13 protein-coding genes and 1 pseudogene are annotated in these 16,718 nt (G+C 33.3%); 9 read left to right on the plus strand and 5 right to left on the minus strand.

The features are described 5' to 3' along the window. Positions 1 to 214: 214 nt before the first annotated feature. On the minus strand, positions 215 to 361 hold the full coding sequence (locus EV145_RS22370; protein WP_166638418.1) for a hypothetical protein: 147 nt from the start codon (positions 359 to 361) through the stop codon (positions 215 to 217). Positions 362 to 391: 30 nt separating this feature from the next. Here EV145_RS22370 and EV145_RS22580 point away from each other — a divergent pair. Next, a pseudogene (locus tag EV145_RS22580) lies at positions 392 to 505 on the plus strand (transcriptional regulator); the annotation flags it as partial. 51 nt (positions 506 to 556) lie between these two features. On the opposite strand, the gene EV145_RS06690 reads toward EV145_RS22580, so the two are convergent. The 4 genes from EV145_RS06690 to EV145_RS06705 all read right to left on the minus strand — a co-directional run bounded on the left by EV145_RS06690 (position 557) and on the right by EV145_RS06705 (position 6,668). Further along, positions 557 to 3,043, minus strand: coding sequence for a DEAD/DEAH box helicase (locus tag EV145_RS06690; protein WP_133524449.1), 2,487 nt, complete (start codon positions 3,041 to 3,043; stop codon positions 557 to 559). A 2-nt stretch (positions 3,044 to 3,045) separates the two neighbouring features. Further along, on the minus strand, positions 3,046 to 3,813 hold the full coding sequence (locus tag EV145_RS06695; RefSeq protein ID WP_133524450.1) for a hypothetical protein: 768 nt from the start codon (positions 3,811 to 3,813) through the stop codon (positions 3,046 to 3,048). A gap of 346 nt (positions 3,814 to 4,159) precedes the next feature. Beyond that, entirely contained in the window at positions 4,160 to 4,972 is an 813-nt protein-coding gene (locus tag EV145_RS06700; protein WP_133524451.1) for a hypothetical protein, read from the minus strand. Between the two features lie 274 nt (positions 4,973 to 5,246). Continuing rightward, a complete protein-coding gene (locus EV145_RS06705; RefSeq protein WP_133524452.1) occupies positions 5,247 to 6,668 on the minus strand; it encodes an RtcB family protein in 1,422 nt (473 codons plus the stop codon). 76 nt (positions 6,669 to 6,744) lie between these two features. On the opposite strand from EV145_RS06705, the gene EV145_RS06710 reads away from it, so the two are divergent. From EV145_RS06710 to EV145_RS06745, 8 genes are all read left to right on the plus strand, one after another. Further along, positions 6,745 to 7,383, plus strand: coding sequence for a hypothetical protein (locus EV145_RS06710; protein WP_317128110.1), 639 nt, complete (start codon positions 6,745 to 6,747; stop codon positions 7,381 to 7,383). Between the two features lie 152 nt (positions 7,384 to 7,535). Then, the gene (locus EV145_RS06715; protein ID WP_133524453.1) at positions 7,536 to 8,573 is read left to right on the plus strand and encodes a helix-turn-helix transcriptional regulator; all 1,038 of its coding nucleotides are present in this window, start codon (positions 7,536 to 7,538) and stop codon (positions 8,571 to 8,573) included. A 221-nt stretch (positions 8,574 to 8,794) separates the two neighbouring features. Continuing rightward, positions 8,795 to 9,253, plus strand: a complete 459-nt coding sequence (locus tag EV145_RS06720) for a MarR family winged helix-turn-helix transcriptional regulator (protein WP_115888678.1) — start codon at positions 8,795 to 8,797, stop codon at positions 9,251 to 9,253. Between the two features lie 54 nt (positions 9,254 to 9,307). Further along, positions 9,308 to 11,698, plus strand: a complete 2,391-nt coding sequence (locus EV145_RS06725; RefSeq protein ID WP_133524454.1) for a 3-hydroxyacyl-CoA dehydrogenase/enoyl-CoA hydratase family protein — start codon at positions 9,308 to 9,310, stop codon at positions 11,696 to 11,698. Between the two features lie 30 nt (positions 11,699 to 11,728). Beyond that, positions 11,729 to 12,109 (plus strand): four helix bundle protein, encoded by a 381-nt coding sequence (locus EV145_RS06730; RefSeq protein ID WP_133524455.1) that lies wholly within the window; start codon positions 11,729 to 11,731, stop codon positions 12,107 to 12,109. Between the two features lie 32 nt (positions 12,110 to 12,141). After that, on the plus strand, positions 12,142 to 13,323 hold the full coding sequence (locus EV145_RS06735) for a thiolase family protein (protein ID WP_042563104.1): 1,182 nt from the start codon (positions 12,142 to 12,144) through the stop codon (positions 13,321 to 13,323). Between the two features lie 173 nt (positions 13,324 to 13,496). Continuing rightward, positions 13,497 to 15,302, plus strand: a complete 1,806-nt coding sequence (locus tag EV145_RS06740) for an acyl-CoA dehydrogenase family protein (RefSeq protein WP_133524456.1) — start codon at positions 13,497 to 13,499, stop codon at positions 15,300 to 15,302. A 218-nt stretch (positions 15,303 to 15,520) separates the two neighbouring features. Next, positions 15,521 to 16,612: a glycoside hydrolase family 18 protein gene (locus tag EV145_RS06745; RefSeq protein ID WP_133524457.1), complete on the plus strand. Its 1,092-nt coding sequence runs from the start codon at positions 15,521 to 15,523 to the stop codon at positions 16,610 to 16,612. Positions 16,613 to 16,718 lie beyond the last annotated feature (106 nt).

The raw sequence follows: 16,718 nt of genomic DNA on the forward strand, positions 1-16,718 counted from the left end.
TATCTTGTAGCTTTTGTTTTTATAATTTGTATTGCTTCTTATGTTCTGGGCACGGATTGCAAATCCGCGCTAACGAACCGTACACGCATACCCGTGCGATCGGGTTATTCCTTTTGTGGAGTATTTTATTTATTTATTTGAAGTTCGTGAAGAGTAAGGATGGCGATTTTGGTGGGTTGAAGCCTGTTGAGAATGTGATTGGTTCTTAATTAACTTAGCGTTGTTTCTTCACTTTTGATTTACTTGCCTGACTTAAACGTTCTGCCTGTGCTCTTGCTTTTTCAATAGTAACAGGCCCCTGTTTTGATAATATTTCCATACCAATTTTAGCTCTTTCCTGAAATGATATTTTGTAGTTCATGTTAATGAAGTTTATAACCCAAATATACCAAACTATAATTGTACTTTCAATCCTCTTGATAAAGTTGTGGAGCTTTACGAACGTTTGGTTCTGGCTGAAAGAGAAAAGGTTGAATATTTAGAGAAATTATTGAAAGGGAAATAATATTCTTATCTAGGATTTATTTAGTAAATTGTCTCTAATATACTTTAATTATTAATTCAGATATTTTTCAATCTCAAACTTGAACAACTCAGGTTTTGAAGATAAATATTTTTTAAAATCGATCTTATTTTTAGCTTTTAGATTTCCATTTTTATCTAATTCAATATTTGAAATTTGATTGTCTTTTCTCAATTCTGAAATTGTACTTACACTTAATCCAAATCTAACTAAATCAATTATTGAACTATTAGTGGTGCCATAAACTATTTTAAGATAATAATCATTAGGTATAATTTCAAAATCATGAAGAAATGAAATCAATTGAGTTATTTTATATCCGATAAAATCTTCTTCTATTTTTAATTTTACAATAGCGATATTGATCAAATCTACTTGGGTATCTGATAAATCAATATAAACTTGGCTATCATATCTTTCAGTATCTTCATCATATTTTGATTTTTTACCTGCTTCTTTTGATGTTAATTGACCGTAACTTGTCCCGATAAATAAATATGGATCATCTGTCTTTGCCTTTTTATCAAAATAATCCTTAGTTGAGATTATTCTTTGATTCAAATGCATATGTTGTACTACTTCAATAAAATTATTGTAATAATTTCTAGCTTTTACTTCGCTTAAACGAGAAATTTCAAAATCAGTTATATTACTAACTTGATTATTGACGAAAATTTCATTTACGATGTCAATAATTTTATCATTTTCATCAAAGACATATTTATGAATATTTGTAATTATAATTTTAATAGCTAAATCTATATTTTCAAAATAATTACTGATAGAATTTTCTATACAATATCTCTTAATTCTATCAAATTCATTTTTTGGTTCTTCTAAAATAAAATCTGAGAAATCATTTATCTTTTTATCTTCCAACTTTTGCTTTTTTACTCTTTCGTCACTTGCAAGATTCAACTTCTCAATATCATAATTTTCAGCAATTGGATTTTCAATAATATCTTTTACATTTTCACGATTAAGTTTTTCCATTGTACTCTTCATTGATCTCTTTCCCTGAAATATTTCATGATCTAGAAAATGAATTTTTGAAATTAATCTATCTAAAGTTTTATCATTAAAAATAAAATTTAATCTATTTGCTCTACCAATTAAATTAATTAGATCATTATAAGAGATGTTTCTTTTTCCAGCTCTATTATTTGTAATAAAAATCGTTTCAATTGGCATATTAATTCCTTCAAGTACAACCTTATTTGCTACCAAATATTTAATTTCATCAATTTCTCTATATTTGCTCTCTATATATTCTTTTACAATATTTGGTATTTTGCCATGCAAATACACAATCCCTTTACTTAAAAATTTAGCAAGCTTAAAATCTTTATGAACTTCTTTTTTTAATACGGAGATTATTTTTTTTATTTCCAAATTATCCTCTTTTGAATCTCTCAAATTATTATACAATGTTTCTGCAAAAAGCTCAATTGTTGGTGGTTTATTCTGATAAAAGAAATTCTTTGATTTTAAATTATGAGTGATATAGTCAAAATATGTGATTTTTAAATCTAAAGGATAAAATTCTCCCGAAAATCTATTAAAAAAGTAGCTTTTGTTATTGTTAAAATAATAAACTTCAAAACTTTTAAAATCATGATTAACTTTCTTTACTGAAATTTCTCCTTGAAAAGTTTTTTTTAATTTTAAGTTTTGAACTGAACCAATTAATGGAGATAAGTAAATAATTCTTTGATTATTATTTCTACTATAATTTAATTGTAATAATCTCGCTAAAATAAAACTTCTTGAATCTCTTTTGAAAATATTATGAGCTTCATCTACAAATAAAACATCATAATAATTTCTTTTATTACTATTTAAAATGCGTGTTGCTCTTTCTTGTGTTAAAATTCCAATAAATTTACTTTCATTGGAATACATTTCATCATGTAAAACTAATTTATAATCGCCAGACAATTCTTTTAAATCAAGATAGGTTTGAATTAATAATGATTTTGTAGGTACTATAACAGCAATTCTATTTGGCTTATTTATTTTAATAAAATCTTTAACTATCGAACTTTTCCCATATGAAGTTGGAGCGATGTAGGCTATCTCATTTCCTTCAAAGCTTATTATTTTTTTTCTAGAATTATTTTGCTCCAATGATTCAACATAACCTTGTCGAATTTCATAGTTTTTTTTGAACAAACTATAGGCAAAAGCATCAACAATAATATTTTTCGTGTTTAATTTCAGTAATTCTTTTCGGAGTATAAATTCTACAAGTGGATAAAAACCTAATTGCATAGATATATCATATAATGCTTGATACATATTATAAGAAAGTGAATACTTTAGAATAATATAATAACCTATTTTAAAGTAAGAAGTATATCTTTTGTCTGAATCATATAATTTAAAAAACAATATAGAACAAGTCAAAAGAAATTCATTTTCATCAAACGATAGATCTTGGTTTAGACATAACTTTTCAATAGTTTCCCTAAACTTTTCATTATTTCTTAATCTACGTAATTGCTCAATATCTTTTTCCACTATTAACTTTTTATAAACTTTATAAAATCATCAACACTCTTTTTATTAACGCACAGAACATTTAATTTTTTAGCTTCTTTTTTAACTATTTCCTTTTCTAATTTCTTTTTTAACTCCTCATTATTAATTTTTTTCCAACTTGCCTTTAAATAAATCGTTGAACAGGGAATTATATTAAATTCTTTAATTTTATGTTTTTTATTATTGATAAAATCAGAACTTAATTTTTTTATATTTTCTGTTAAAGTTTTATTTGGGTTTGCGACTTGTATATGGTGTTTTGCATTCTCCCAAGGATCATTTATCTTTAAATCTTTTTCACTAGATTCTATTTTGGTTTTAATATCAGAGTATGCTTTATTAATTTCGCTAAAGTGAGTATTTGTAAGGACTGTGGTTGACTTACTTTCTACTAACCACATTTCATCATTCAACATGTACAATCCATCAAATCCTTTCTTTGGCCCTCTTTCTTCTAAGTTTTTAAATAAAGAATATTGTTCAAATTTTCTAGATCGCAAGTACAAATGGCAAATAAATTCAGCAACAAATCCATTCGTAGCTCTTTCATCCTTTTTCTTTCTATCAATCCATATTTTAATTCTTTTCTTTACATCTTTGAGATCTTCATCATTAACACTTCCATTTCTAATAAAACCAATCTCTTCTTCAATTAATTTTACAAAATCATTTGTATAATTTTCAATATTGATAAAGTTAAGTGTAACCTTTTTATTTAATTGAATTACATTGTGATTGAAAATATTCATAATTTATAATTTTATAATTTCTCTAAAAAACAAATCCAATTCATCACTCAAATTCCTCTCACTTCCCAATTTACTAGAATTTTCCTGATTAAATTTCATAGTTTCTAATAAAAAGTCTCTTAGTGCACTTCTTTTGTTTTCGCATATTTTTTAGTTTAATCAAAGATGTATTAATTTTCGCTAATAAGTTTACGGATTTCCGTAAGTCTTAAAGGTTGTCTCTATCCAAATATAAATAAACAAAAAACCTTTAAACCCAGTACAAATACCTGAATTTAAAGGCTATAAATAAAGCCGATTAAAGACTTAGTTTCTTAGTAAGAATCCATCAAAAACAATCCATTTCTCAAACCAAAAAATCCGAACACAATCGTTGTTTAAATCGATCAATAGGTTTCAAATCGACATTGGTATCTCCGTTGAGAACATCAAAAGGATCGTCTAAACCGCTAATTAATAAATACAAATAGCAAAACAAAAACGTAATGGCAGACGTTACCAGATAATCGGCTGAGGGGCTTTTAAATTTGGTTATCAGTAAAAGCGACATTACGATAAACAAAATACTTTGCAGCAAGGTATAAGCCGGTTTGATAAAGTTGTTTCTCGAAATCGAATAGGCACGGGTAAGCTGTTTTCGCATTGCATTCGTATTTTCCTGTATGCCTTTTATGGCTTCTTTGTCGACACCTCTTTCGGCAAAATAATACGCAATCTCATTTGATTTTCGAATTAAGGGAAAGATAACCGTAGAATCTTTTCCGTGGGAATAAATCCATGCAATAATACCATCGGTAATGGCGATCATTTGCTCGCGTAAAAAAGTGCTGTCTAATTCTTCTTTGCACAAATCAGATGTCCCTGTTCTTGGCGCCCTGAAAGCCAGATAAATCCAATCTTTAATCGCTTCGAGATTTGAAGCCACTTCGCCCGGGATTTTTTCACTTTCTTTAAAATCGGTCATGGTTGCCGCCAATAATAATCCGAATACAAAAAAGGCTCCTGTAAAAATAATCGTGATATCGGATAGTTCTATCAAATCGTGAAAATCCTGTCCGTAAAAAGAAAGGTTTTTGAATACAAAGTTTTTAATTATTAAGATGGCTAGTGCGGCAATAAAGGACTTTAGGATTATGGTTCTCTGCTGTATAAATTTCATTCGTTTTTTTTTGGGGCAAATTAAAGTAATTTAATCTCGCAAAGACGCAGAGGCGCAAAGTTTTCTTTTATACTATGTGTTTTAAGTTTTTTAAGGTACAGCGTTAGACGCACTGCTGTGCGTCTCTACACTGAAAACTGCGACTGATAACTAAATACCCCGTCATCTCCTTAATTTAATGTTTGTCATAAAATGAGGAAACCTTTGTCCCTTTGAAACTCTGCACCTTTGAACCTAAAAAACCTAACAGGTTTTAAAAACCTGTTAGGTTTGCTTAATCTTCTCTGCTTCCATCATCCGCCATTCTGACCATTTTTGGGGTAAACTTTGCAACGACATCAACTAAATCCTGTTGTGCTTCCATAACCTGATTAATATCTTTATAGGCCATTGGTGCTTCGTCTGAACCTGCACCAATAAGCGTTACGCCGTGATCTTTTAAGATCGATTGCATTTCGGTTTTCGTTATGTTTTTAATGGCCTGAGTTCTGCTCATTTGTCTTCCTGCTCCATGCGAAGCCGAATTAATCGCGTTCTCCTCTCCTTTTCCTCTTACCAAAAATCCCGGTGCGGTCATACTTCCCGGAATGATTCCCATAACGTCTTTTCCGGCTGGAGTTGCTCCTTTTCTGTGTACGATTACTTCTTCTCCGTTCCAGGTTTCTTTCCATGCAAAATTATGGTGGTTTTCTACTTTGGCTAAAATCGTTGCTCCTAAAGCTTTCTCCATTTTGTTATGGATAATTTCATGACAAGCCGATGCGTAATCTCCCGCCAAATTCATCGCCATCCAATATTCCTGACCCAATTGCGAATTCATATCCAAATACGCTAAGTTTCTTGCCACTTCCGGAAGTTTACAAACCTCTTTGGCGATTTTAGTATAATGCCCGGCAATGGTTGCGCCCATTCCACGTGAACCGGAATGCGTTAACAAAGCGACATATTTCCCTTTTGGGATATTTAAAACGGCATCGTCCTTTGCAAATTCCATGATTCCGAATTCCACAAAGTGATTTCCTCCACCAGAAGATCCCAATTGCGACCAGGCTTTATCTTTCAAGTTTTTCACAAACGGATTCATATTGAAAGTATCATTCTCCAAAATCGAGTGATCTGATTTGTATTGTCCCTGAAAACCATGACCCGCACCAAACTTAGAATGTGCCATTAATTCTCTTTTGAATTTAGCTTCGTTTTCAAAGTAAAAATCTTCCGGAATATCGTAAACCGACAACGCCATTCTACAACCAATATCAACACCAACACCATACGGAATAATAGCATTTCTCGTTGCTAAAACTCCGCCAATTGGTAAGCCATAACCCTGATGCGCATCAGGCATTAAAGCTCCGGCAACGGTAACCGGCAGTTTCATGGCAACTTCCATTTGTTTTCTGGCGCCGTCTTCGATATGTTCTAATCCGTAAGCAGAATATTCGTTTGGATTTTGATTTAAAGCGATAAAATCTTCTGGTTTTTCATTCGCTTTTTCAATCAAGGCAATCGCGAGTTTGCTAAAAATAGCATCGTCTGTATAATTTTCTGGTGTTTCCAAAACGTTTTTGAAATTGGTTATCATTTCATCGCGTTTTAGCCCGTGTCTTTTACTGTTTATTTTTAATGCGATTCCGATTATTTTTCCTTCCGGGAATCCTAATTCCATTAATTCAAATCCGTTGATTTGTGTTTTCATATCCTTGTATTTTGATAAAGCAAAGGTTTTACTTTACTACGCAATTATTTTGCGCAGTAAAAAACAATCGTTATTTTTGAGAAAAAACTACATGAATCTTAAAGATAAATATACCGAATTACTCTCGAATATTGGTTTTGGAGAAAATGAGATTCAGCAAAATTGGCTTGATTTAGAAAAGGCTTATTCCAAAAAATCAAGACATTATCATAATCTAACACATATCCAAGATATGATCAGCGAATATGAAACGTTTTTTGATCAGCTTCAATTTCCGAAGGAAGTTTTGTATTCCATTTTTTATCACGACTACATTTATGTAAGCAGCAAAAAAGATAACGAACTGAAAAGTGCTGAATATGCCGTAAAGATTCTTCCAAAGGAAACCACTTTTAATTCGGAATTGGTTTTTGATATGATTTGTGCGACGCAATTGCATCAACACAATAAAATAGAAGATATCAATTGGCTAATCGATTTTGATTTGAAAATTCTCGCCAGAGATTGGGACGATTATAAAATCTATTTTGAACAGATTAGAAAGGAATACCGCATTTATCCTGATTTTCTCTACAAACCCGGACGTGCAAAAGCCTTGAAACATTTTCTGGAAAACGAATTTATTTTTCAAACCGATGCGTTTCGGAATTTATATGAAGAGAAAGCGAGAGTTAATATTGAAAAAGAGATAAACATTTTAGAACGCAAAAAATAATCTCGCAGAGTCGCGAAGTCGCAAAGATTTTGTTTCACGCAGATTGGGCAGATTTAAGAAGATTTCTTTTTTATCTTTTCAATCCTTTACCTAGAGACTTAAAAAATAAAAACTTTGCGACTTCGCGACTTTGCGAGCAAAAACAACACAACATGTCACAAAACAAAAACGCCTTAATACGCTACAAAACAATCGACAAATGCCTGCAGAATAAATACCGGCAATGGACTTTAGAAGATTTAATCGAATGCTGTTCTGAAGCTTTGTTTGAATATGAAGGACGTGAGAACCCAATCAGCAAACGAACGATTCAAATGGATATTCAATTAATGCGAAGTGAAAAACTGGGCTATAATGCGCCAATAGTTGTTTACGACAAAAAGTTTTATAAATATGAAGACGAAGATTTTTCGATAACCGATATTCCGCTGACGGAGACCGACATGAATGTTTTGACTGAAACGGTTTCTATGTTGAAACAGTTTAAGGATTTCTCTTTGTTTAATGATGTATCAGATATTTTACAGCGACTGGAAGATAAAATCTATGCCGAGAAATCACATACCAAACCCGTTATTTATCTGGATAAAAACGAGAATCTGAAAGGACTGCATTATCTTGATGAAATATATCAGGCTATTGTAAAGAAAGTTGTTTTGGTAATTACTTATAAATCATTCAAATCTAGAGACGAAACAAAATTCCATTTTCATCCTTTTATATTGAAGGAATTCAACAATCGCTGGTTTTTGATTGGAAAGAAAAATTCTTCTCAGCCAATTACCAATTTAGCTTTGGACAGAATTATAGCAATTGATTACGATTTTAACCTTCCTTATTTAGATGAAGATTTTGATGCCGAAAGCTATTATAAAGATGTAATTGGCGTTACGGTTAATTCAGGATTAAAAGCGAGACGAATTGAACTATGGGTTGATGCTTCAAATGCGCCTTACGTTCTCACAAAGCCTTTGCACACTTCACAACGATTAATCAAAGAAAATGAAGACGGAAGTATCATTTTACATTTGTTTGTGATACCAAATTATGAAATGGAACGCCTTCTGTTAGGATTTGGAAGCTGTCTTGAAATATTAAAGCCTGAAGGTTTGAGAAATCGGATGAAAAAGATTCTTCAAAATGCAATTTCGCTTTATGATCCTGTAGATTTAACTGACATAAATGCATAATTTTTTACATAATACCGAATTAAATCCCGTTTTAAAATCAAAAAAGATTTTTTACCGCATTAATTTTGTTAAAATTTCAAAAAAGAATAGTATATTTCAGTTAAAATTTAACCACAAAACCCTGTAAACCAAAGACATTTTTTAATTAACCAAAAATTTATTAAAAAATAATATGCATGCATAGTATTTTTTAATTATATTTGAAATCGATATAGTTACCTATGAAAGACAAAACGATAGATTATATTTTGAGAGCGACATGGCAAGCTGTTTCAAGAATGTACAATGAAGAAGCTGCAAAGTACGATGCCACAATGGCGACAGGATTTGCACTATTGAGTATGGACAAGGAAGAAGGAACACCATCAACCGCTTTAGGCCCTAGAATGGGAATGGAAGCCACAAGCTTAACCAGAACGCTCAAATCTATGGAAGAAAAAGGTTTAATTGTTCGCAAGAAAAACCCAAGTGACGGCCGTGGTGTTTTGATTTACCTGACCGAATTTGGAAAAGAAAAAAGAGATTTATCTAAAAATACAGTTTTGAAGTTTAATGAAACGGTTAAGAAACATGTCTCGGAAGAAAAGCTGAAACATTTTATCGAAGTTTCTGAAATCATCAATGAACTTATTCACGATAAAAATATATTTAATCAAACAGAAAATACAGAAAATGAATAGTATTTCTTTTAAGAGATAATTCAGATTCTGGCAAAAAACAAATATTAAGTACCTATGAAACGCACAATTAAAAAAGTTGCTGTAATTGGATCCGGAATTATGGGTTCAGGAATAGCTTGCCATTTTGCCAATATTGGTGTTGAAGTCTTACTTCTTGACATCGTACCGCGCGAATTGACCGAGGCTGAAGCTAAAAAAGGATTAACTCTTGAAAGTAAAGCTGTTCGCAACCGAGTGGTAAACGAGCACTTGGCGAATTCATTAAAATCGAAACCATCTCCTATTTACAGTCAAAAATTTGCTAGCCGAATCACAACTGGAAATACGACTGATGATATGGCAAGAATTGCCAATGTTGATTGGATTATTGAAGTTGTTGTGGAGCGTTTGGATATCAAAAAATTGGTTTTTGAACAAATCGAGAAATTCCGTACTCCGGGAACTTTGGTTACATCAAACACTTCTGGTATTCCAATTCATTTTATGAGCGAAGGAAGAAGCGAAGATTTTCAAAAACACTTTTGCGGAACCCACTTTTTTAACCCTGCGCGTTACTTAAAATTATTTGAAATTATTCCTGGTCCAAAAACTTCTACTGAAGTTTTGGATTTCTTAAACGAATACGGTTCTAAATTCTTAGGAAAAACTTCGGTTGTTGCTAAAGATACTCCGGCGTTTATTGGAAACAGAATTGGTATTTACGGCATTCAGAGTTTATTCCATTTGGTTAAAGAAATGGGATTAACAATTGAAGAAGTTGATAAATTGACTGGTCCGGTAATTGGTCGTCCAAAATCGGCTACTTTCCGTACCGTTGACGTTGTTGGTTTGGATACTTTGGTGCACGTTGCCAATGGTATTTATGAAAACTGCCCAACAGACGAACAACACGAATTGTTTAAACTTCCTGATTTCGTCAATAAAATGATGGAAAACAAATGGTTAGGAAGCAAAACTGGTCAAGGTTTTTACAAAAAAGTAGATAAAGATATTTTGTCTTTAGACTTAGATACATTAGAATACCGTGCTGCTAAAAAAGCAAATTTTGCTACGCTTGAACTGACAAAAACTATTGATAAGCCAATCAATCGTTTTAAAGTTTTAGTAAAAGGAAAAGACAAAGCGGGTGAATTCTACCGTAAGAGTTTTTCTGGAATGTTTGCTTATGTGTCAAACAGAATTCCTGAAATCTCAGATGAATTATACAAAATTGATGATGCGATGAAAGCCGGTTTTGGATGGGAAAATGGTCCATTCGAAATCTGGGATGCGATTGGTGTTGCCAACGGAATCGAAATCATGAAAGCAGAAGGTTTAGAGCCTGCAGCATGGGTTACTGAAATGTTAGCTTCTGGAAGTGAAAGCTTCTACTCTGTAAAAGAAGGAGCAACTTATTTCTACAATATTCCAACAAAATCACAAGTTAAAGTTCCTGGACAAGATTCCTTCATTATTCTGAACAACATCCGCGAAAGCAAAAAAGTTTGGAGCAATAGCGGTGCAATCATTCAGGATTTAGGAGATGGAATTTTGAACTTAGAATTCCAATCTAAAATGAATACAATTGGTGGCGATGTACTTCAGGCTATCAATAAAGCAATCGACTTATCTGAAAAGGAATATCAAGGTTTGGTTATTGGTAACCAGGCAGCGAATTTCTCTGTTGGAGCTAATATCGGAATGATTTTCATGATGGCAGTTGAGCAGGAATATGACGAATTGAACATGGCGATTAAATTGTTCCAGGACACTATGATGCGCGTTCGTTACTCTTCTATTCCAGTTGTAGTGGCGCCTCACGGAATGACTTTTGGCGGTGGATGCGAAATGAGCTTACACGCTGATAAAGTAGTTGCTGCTGCAGAAACGTACATGGGATTGGTTGAATTTGGTGTTGGTGTACTTCCTGGTGGTGGTGGATCTAAAGAAATGGCTTTGAGAGCGTCTGATTTATTCCGCAAAAACGATGTGGAATTGAACGTTCTTCAAGAGTATTTCTTAACGATCGCTATGGCAAAAGTATCAACTTCTGGTTACGAAGCTTTTGATACCGGACTTCTTCAACATGGTAAAGATGTTATCGTAGTAAACAAAGATCGTCAGATCGCTGAAGCTAAGAAACATGCTTTATTAATGGCTGAAGCGGGTTATACACAACCGATCAGAAGAACTGATGTTAAGGTTTTAGGTAAACAAGCATTAGGAATGTTCTTAGTTGGAACAGATCAAATGGAAGCTGGAAAATACATTTCTGAGCACGATAAAAAAATCGCTAACAAACTGGCTTACGTAATGGCTGGTGGTGATTTATCTGAAGCTACTTTAGTATCTGAACAATATTTATTAGATATCGAACGCGAAGCTTTCTTATCTCTTTGTACAGAGCGTAAGACTTTAGAGAGAATTCAGTATATGTTAACTAAAGGAAAACCTTTGAGAAACTAGTATCAAGTAATAAGAATTAAGTATTAAGAAATGCATCAGTTTGAAAAATTAAAGATTTGGCAGAAGGCGATGGATATTGCGGTTCATGTTTATGAAATTTCTTCCTTATTACCGAATGACGAAAAATTCAATTTAATTCATCAAATAAAAAAATGCGCGGTTTCAATTCCTTCAAATATAGCAGAGGGTTCTGGAAGAAATTCTGAAAAAGAATTTATGCACTTCTTAGGAATTGCAAATGGTTCAACTTTCGAATTAATAACGCAATTAATACTTGCTAAAAGGCTTAAACTTGTTAATGAAGATCTTATTCAACCCACTATTAATCAACTAGTAGAGGTTTCAAATATGAACTTTTCCTTTCAAAGAACATTAAAAGATAAAATCAACAAAACAATTGGAAAATCTTAATACTTAATTCTCCAATCTTAATACAATCATTTATGAAAACAGCATATATAGTAAAAGCTTACCGTACTGCGGTAGGAAAAGCACCAAAAGGGGTTTTTAGATTTAAAAGACCTGACGAATTAGCAGCCGAAACTATTCAGTTTATGATGGACGAACTGCCTGATTTTGACAAAAAACGTATCGATGACGTTATGGTAGGAAATGCCATGCCGGAAGCAGAACAAGGACTTAACGTTGGACGTTTGATCTCTTTAATGGGATTAAAAGTTGAAGATGTTCCTGGAGTTACTGTAAACCGTTATTGCGCATCCGGATTAGAAACTATCGGAATGGCAACTGCTAAAATCCAATCAGGAATGGCAGATTGTATTATCGCCGGTGGAGCTGAAAGTATGAGTTTTATTCCGATGGGAGGTTACAAACCAACTCCGGATTATAAAGTTGCGGCTGCAGGTCACGAAGATTATTACTGGGGAATGGGTTTAACTGCTGAAGCGGTTGCGAACCAATACAAAATCTCAAGAGAAGATCAGGATGAGTTTGCTTACAACTCTCACATGAAAGCGTTAAAAGCGCAGGCTGAAGGTAAATTCGACAAACAAATCGTTCCGATTACTGTTGATCAGACTTTCATCAATGAAAATGGAAAAAAAGAAACTAAATCATACGTTGTAAAACAAGACGAAGGTCCAAGAGCCGGAACATCAGTTGCTGCTTTGGCTGGATTGAGACCCGTTTTTGCTGCCGATGGAAGCGTTACAGCAGGTAACTCATCACAAATGAGTGATGGTGCTGCTTTTGTTTTAATCATGAGTGAGGACATGGTTAAAGAATTAAACCTTGAGCCAATTGCCAGATTAGTAAACTTTGCTTCTTCTGGTGTTGAGCCAAGAATTATGGGTATTGGTCCTGTAAAAGCAATTCCGAAAGCCTTAAAACAAGCTGGTTTAGAATTGAAAGATATTGACTTAGTTGAATTAAATGAGGCATTTGCTTCTCAGTCTTTGGCTGTAATTCGTGAGCTAGGTTTAAATCCGGATATCGTAAACGTAAACGGTGGCGCTATCGCTTTAGGTCACCCTCTGGGATGTACAGGTGCTAAACTTTCTGTTCAATTATTTGATGAGATGAAACGCAGAGGTAGTAAATACGGTATCGTGAGTATGTGTGTGGGAACTGGACAAGGGTCTGCAGGGATTTACGAGGTATTGTAAGAAAATATTATTAAGCAAAGTATACATTCACTTTGTGTCATTGCGAGGAACGAAGCAACCTCGCTCGCAATTAAGCAAAGTTTTATTTTGCAAGTGTGGTTGCTTCGTTCCTCGCAATGACAAACATTGTGTACAAAAAACATAAATAAAAAACATACAAAAAAACATAAGCAATGGCAGATACAATCGAAAAAAACGTAACCCGTGGTGGTCAGTTTTTAGTTAAAGAAACAAAGTGCGAAGATGTCTTTACACCAGAAGATTTTTCGGAAGAGCAGTTAATGATGCGTGACTCTGTAAAAGAGTTCGTTGACAAAGAATTATGGGCGCATAAAGATCGTTTTGAGAAAAAAGATTACGCTTATACCGAATCATCTATGCGTAAAGCTGGAGAACTTGGACTTCTTGGAGTTGCAGTTCCTGAAGAATATGGTGGATTAGGAATGGGATTCGTATCTACAATGTTAGTTTGCGATTATATTTCTGGTGCAACTGGATCTTTCTCAACTGCTTTTGGTGCACATACAGGAATTGGAACTATGCCTATTACCCTTTATGGATCTGAAGAACAAAAGAAAAAATACGTTCCAAAATTAGCTTCTGGAGAATGGTTTGGAGCTTATTGCTTAACTGAACCAGGTGCAGGATCTGATGCTAACTCAGGAAAAACTAAAGCAGTTTTATCTGAAGACGGAACTCATTATTTAATTACAGGTCAAAAAATGTGGATTTCGAATGCAGGTTTCTGCAGCGTTTTCATCGTTTTTGCTAGAATTGGAGATGATAAAAATATTACAGGTTTCATCGTAGAAAACGATCCGTCAAACGGAATTTCTATGAATGAAGAAGAGCATAAATTAGGAATCCGTGCTTCTTCTACTCGTCAGGTTTTCTTCAACGATACAAAAGTTCCTGTTGAAAACATGTTGTCTGAAAGAGGAAACGGTTTCAAAATCGCAATGAATGCTTTAAACGTTGGTCGTATTAAATTGGCGGCCGCATGTCTTGATGCTCAAAGAAGAGTTACTTCTGGAGCTGTAAAATATGCTAACGAAAGAATTCAGTTCAATACTTCTATCTCCTCTTTTGGAGCTATTCGTTCTAAATTAGCTGAAATGGCAACTAATGCATACGCTGGAGAAAGTGCTTCTTACCGTGCTGCAAAAGATATCGAAGACAGAATTGCTGCTCGTGAAGCAGAAGGAACTTCTCACCAAGAAGCTGAATTGAAAGGTGTTGAAGAATATGCTATCGAATGTTCAATCTTGAAAGTAGCGGTTTCTGAAGATGTTCAAAACTGTTCTGACGAAGGAATTCAGATTTTTGGTGGTATGGGATTCTCTGAAGACACGCCAATGGAAAGTGCTTGGAGAGATGCTCGTATCGCTCGTATCTACGAAGGAACAAACGAAATCAACAGAATGCTTTCTGTTGGTATGTTGATCAAAAAAGCAATGAAAGGACACGTTGATTTACTTGGACCAGCTATGAAAGTTCAGGAAGAATTAATGGGAATTCCATCTTTCGACACTCCTGATTTTTCTGAATTATTTGCTGAAGAAAAAGGAATCATTGCTAACCTGAAAAAAGTTTTCTTAATGGTTGCCGGAAGCGCTGTTCAAAAATATGGTCCTGAATTAGATGCTCACCAACAATTATTAATGGCCGCTTCTGATATCTTAATCGAAATCTATATGGCTGAAAGTACGATTTTGAGAACTGAAAAATTAGCAAAAGCTCAAGGCGAAGATAAAGTTCAAGAGCAAATTGCTATGGCAAAATTATACTTATACAAAGCTGTAGATATCGTAAACTTAAGAGGAAAAGAAGGAATTGCTTCTTTCTCTGAAGGTGACGAACAACGTATGATGTTAATGGGATTAAAACGTTTTACAAAATACACTAACCTACCAAACGTTGTAGCGCTAAGAGAAAAAATCGCCGCTAAATTAGTTGCAGAAGATACTTACTGCTTCTAATATCACAATAGTTTTTAGCTTTTAATTTGTTTAAACCCGCGCAAGTCCGAAACTGCGCGGGTTTATTTTTTTTTGCAAATATTTAAAACCCATGACGCAATATTTTTGCAACGATTTGCAAAATATTCGTTAAAATCAACTTCTCCAAATAAATGAAATGGTTAAATATTAAATGTATTGCTTTATATTTAGCATTCTAAAACTTCAAAAAATAAAAAATGAAACAAATTAACCTAATTGCATTTTTATTTCTCTGTATTTTATCCTCATCAACTTTTGCACAGAAAAATAAAAAATTGGACATCATCGCTTATTATACCGGAGATTCTAAATTAATTGATGACTATGAAGTCAATAAATTAAATCAAATTATTTTTAGTTTCTGTCATTTAAAAGATGGGAAACTAAGTGTAGATTCACCTAAAGATTCTTTAACAATAAAACATTTAGTTTCTCTTAAAGTAAAAAATCCACAGTTAAAAATTATTTTATCTCTTGGCGGTTGGGGCGGATGCGAACCTTGTTCTTCTGCTTTTTCTACTGCAGAAGGAAGATTAAAATTTGCAAAATCAGTAAAAGAAGTCAGCGATTATTTTAAAGCTGACGGATTAGATTTAGACTGGGAATACCCTGCTATTGAAGGCCTTCCTGGGCATTTATATCAAGCTGTTGACAAACCTAATTTTACCGAATTACTAAAAATTCTTCGCTCCACTTTAGGAAAAAAATACGAACTAAGTTTTGCAGCAGGTGGTTTTCAAAAATATCTGGATGAATCTATTGATTGGAAAGCCGTAACTCCGTTAGTAAACCGCATTAATATTATGAGCTATGATTTGGTAAACGGCTATTCTAAAGTTACAGGACATCATACACCATTGTACAGCACAAATCCAAAAGAAGAATCGACAGACAGAGCCGTTACTTATTTGCTAAAACAAGGAGTTCCATCTGAAAAATTAATTATTGGTGGCGCTTTTTATACCAGAACTTGGAAAAATGTTGAAAACATTAACAACGGTTTATATCAAGCTGGTGAACATATTCAAGGAACTGACTTTAAAAGTTTTGCCAATGTTTTTACTGAAGCTAATGGCTGGAAATATTTTTGGGATGATAAAGCAAAAGCTCCATATTGGTACAATGAAAAAGAAAAAACATTTGCGACCGGAGACGATCTTACTTCCATAAAAGCAAAAACGGAATACGCAAAATCTAAAAAATTAGGCGGTATTATGTTTTGGGAACTTGTCCTCGATACTCCAAGAGACGGAATGGTAAATGCCATTTATGAAGTCAAAAACAAGTAATTAAAACGTAAAAGAGGAGTCCGGCAAATGCTACTTACTCTGAAAAAGAATAAAAAAACGGCAACAGTTTAGCAACTGTTGCCGTTTTCTTTTAATGAAAAAAAGT

Source organism: Flavobacterium sp. 245 (assembly GCF_004362055.1).
In the GTDB taxonomy this organism is placed as follows: Bacteria; Bacteroidota; Bacteroidia; order Flavobacteriales; family Flavobacteriaceae; genus Flavobacterium.

Excerpts from the sequence above, each read along its gene's own strand:
- EV145_RS22370 (WP_166638418.1), bottom strand. The coding sequence starts at position 361 with ATGAACTACAAAATATCATTTCAGGAAAGAGCTAAAATTGGTATGGAA.
- EV145_RS06715 (WP_133524453.1), top strand. The coding sequence starts at position 7,536 with ATGTCACAAAACAAAAACGCCTTAATACGCTACAAAACAATCGACAAA.
- EV145_RS06725 (WP_133524454.1), top strand. The coding sequence starts at position 9,308 with ATGAAACGCACAATTAAAAAAGTTGCTGTAATTGGATCCGGAATTATG.
- EV145_RS06695 (WP_133524450.1), bottom strand. The coding sequence starts at position 3,813 with ATGAATATTTTCAATCACAATGTAATTCAATTAAATAAAAAGGTTACA.
- EV145_RS06730 (WP_133524455.1), top strand. The coding sequence starts at position 11,729 with ATGCATCAGTTTGAAAAATTAAAGATTTGGCAGAAGGCGATGGATATT.
- EV145_RS06720 (WP_115888678.1), top strand. The coding sequence starts at position 8,795 with ATGAAAGACAAAACGATAGATTATATTTTGAGAGCGACATGGCAAGCT.
- EV145_RS06705 (WP_133524452.1), bottom strand. The coding sequence starts at position 6,668 with ATGAAAACACAAATCAACGGATTTGAATTAATGGAATTAGGATTCCCG.
- EV145_RS06740 (WP_133524456.1), top strand. The coding sequence starts at position 13,497 with ATGGCAGATACAATCGAAAAAAACGTAACCCGTGGTGGTCAGTTTTTA.
- EV145_RS06735 (WP_042563104.1), top strand. The coding sequence starts at position 12,142 with ATGAAAACAGCATATATAGTAAAAGCTTACCGTACTGCGGTAGGAAAA.
- EV145_RS06700 (WP_133524451.1), bottom strand. The coding sequence starts at position 4,972 with ATGAAATTTATACAGCAGAGAACCATAATCCTAAAGTCCTTTATTGCC.
- EV145_RS06745 (WP_133524457.1), top strand. The coding sequence starts at position 15,521 with ATGAAACAAATTAACCTAATTGCATTTTTATTTCTCTGTATTTTATCC.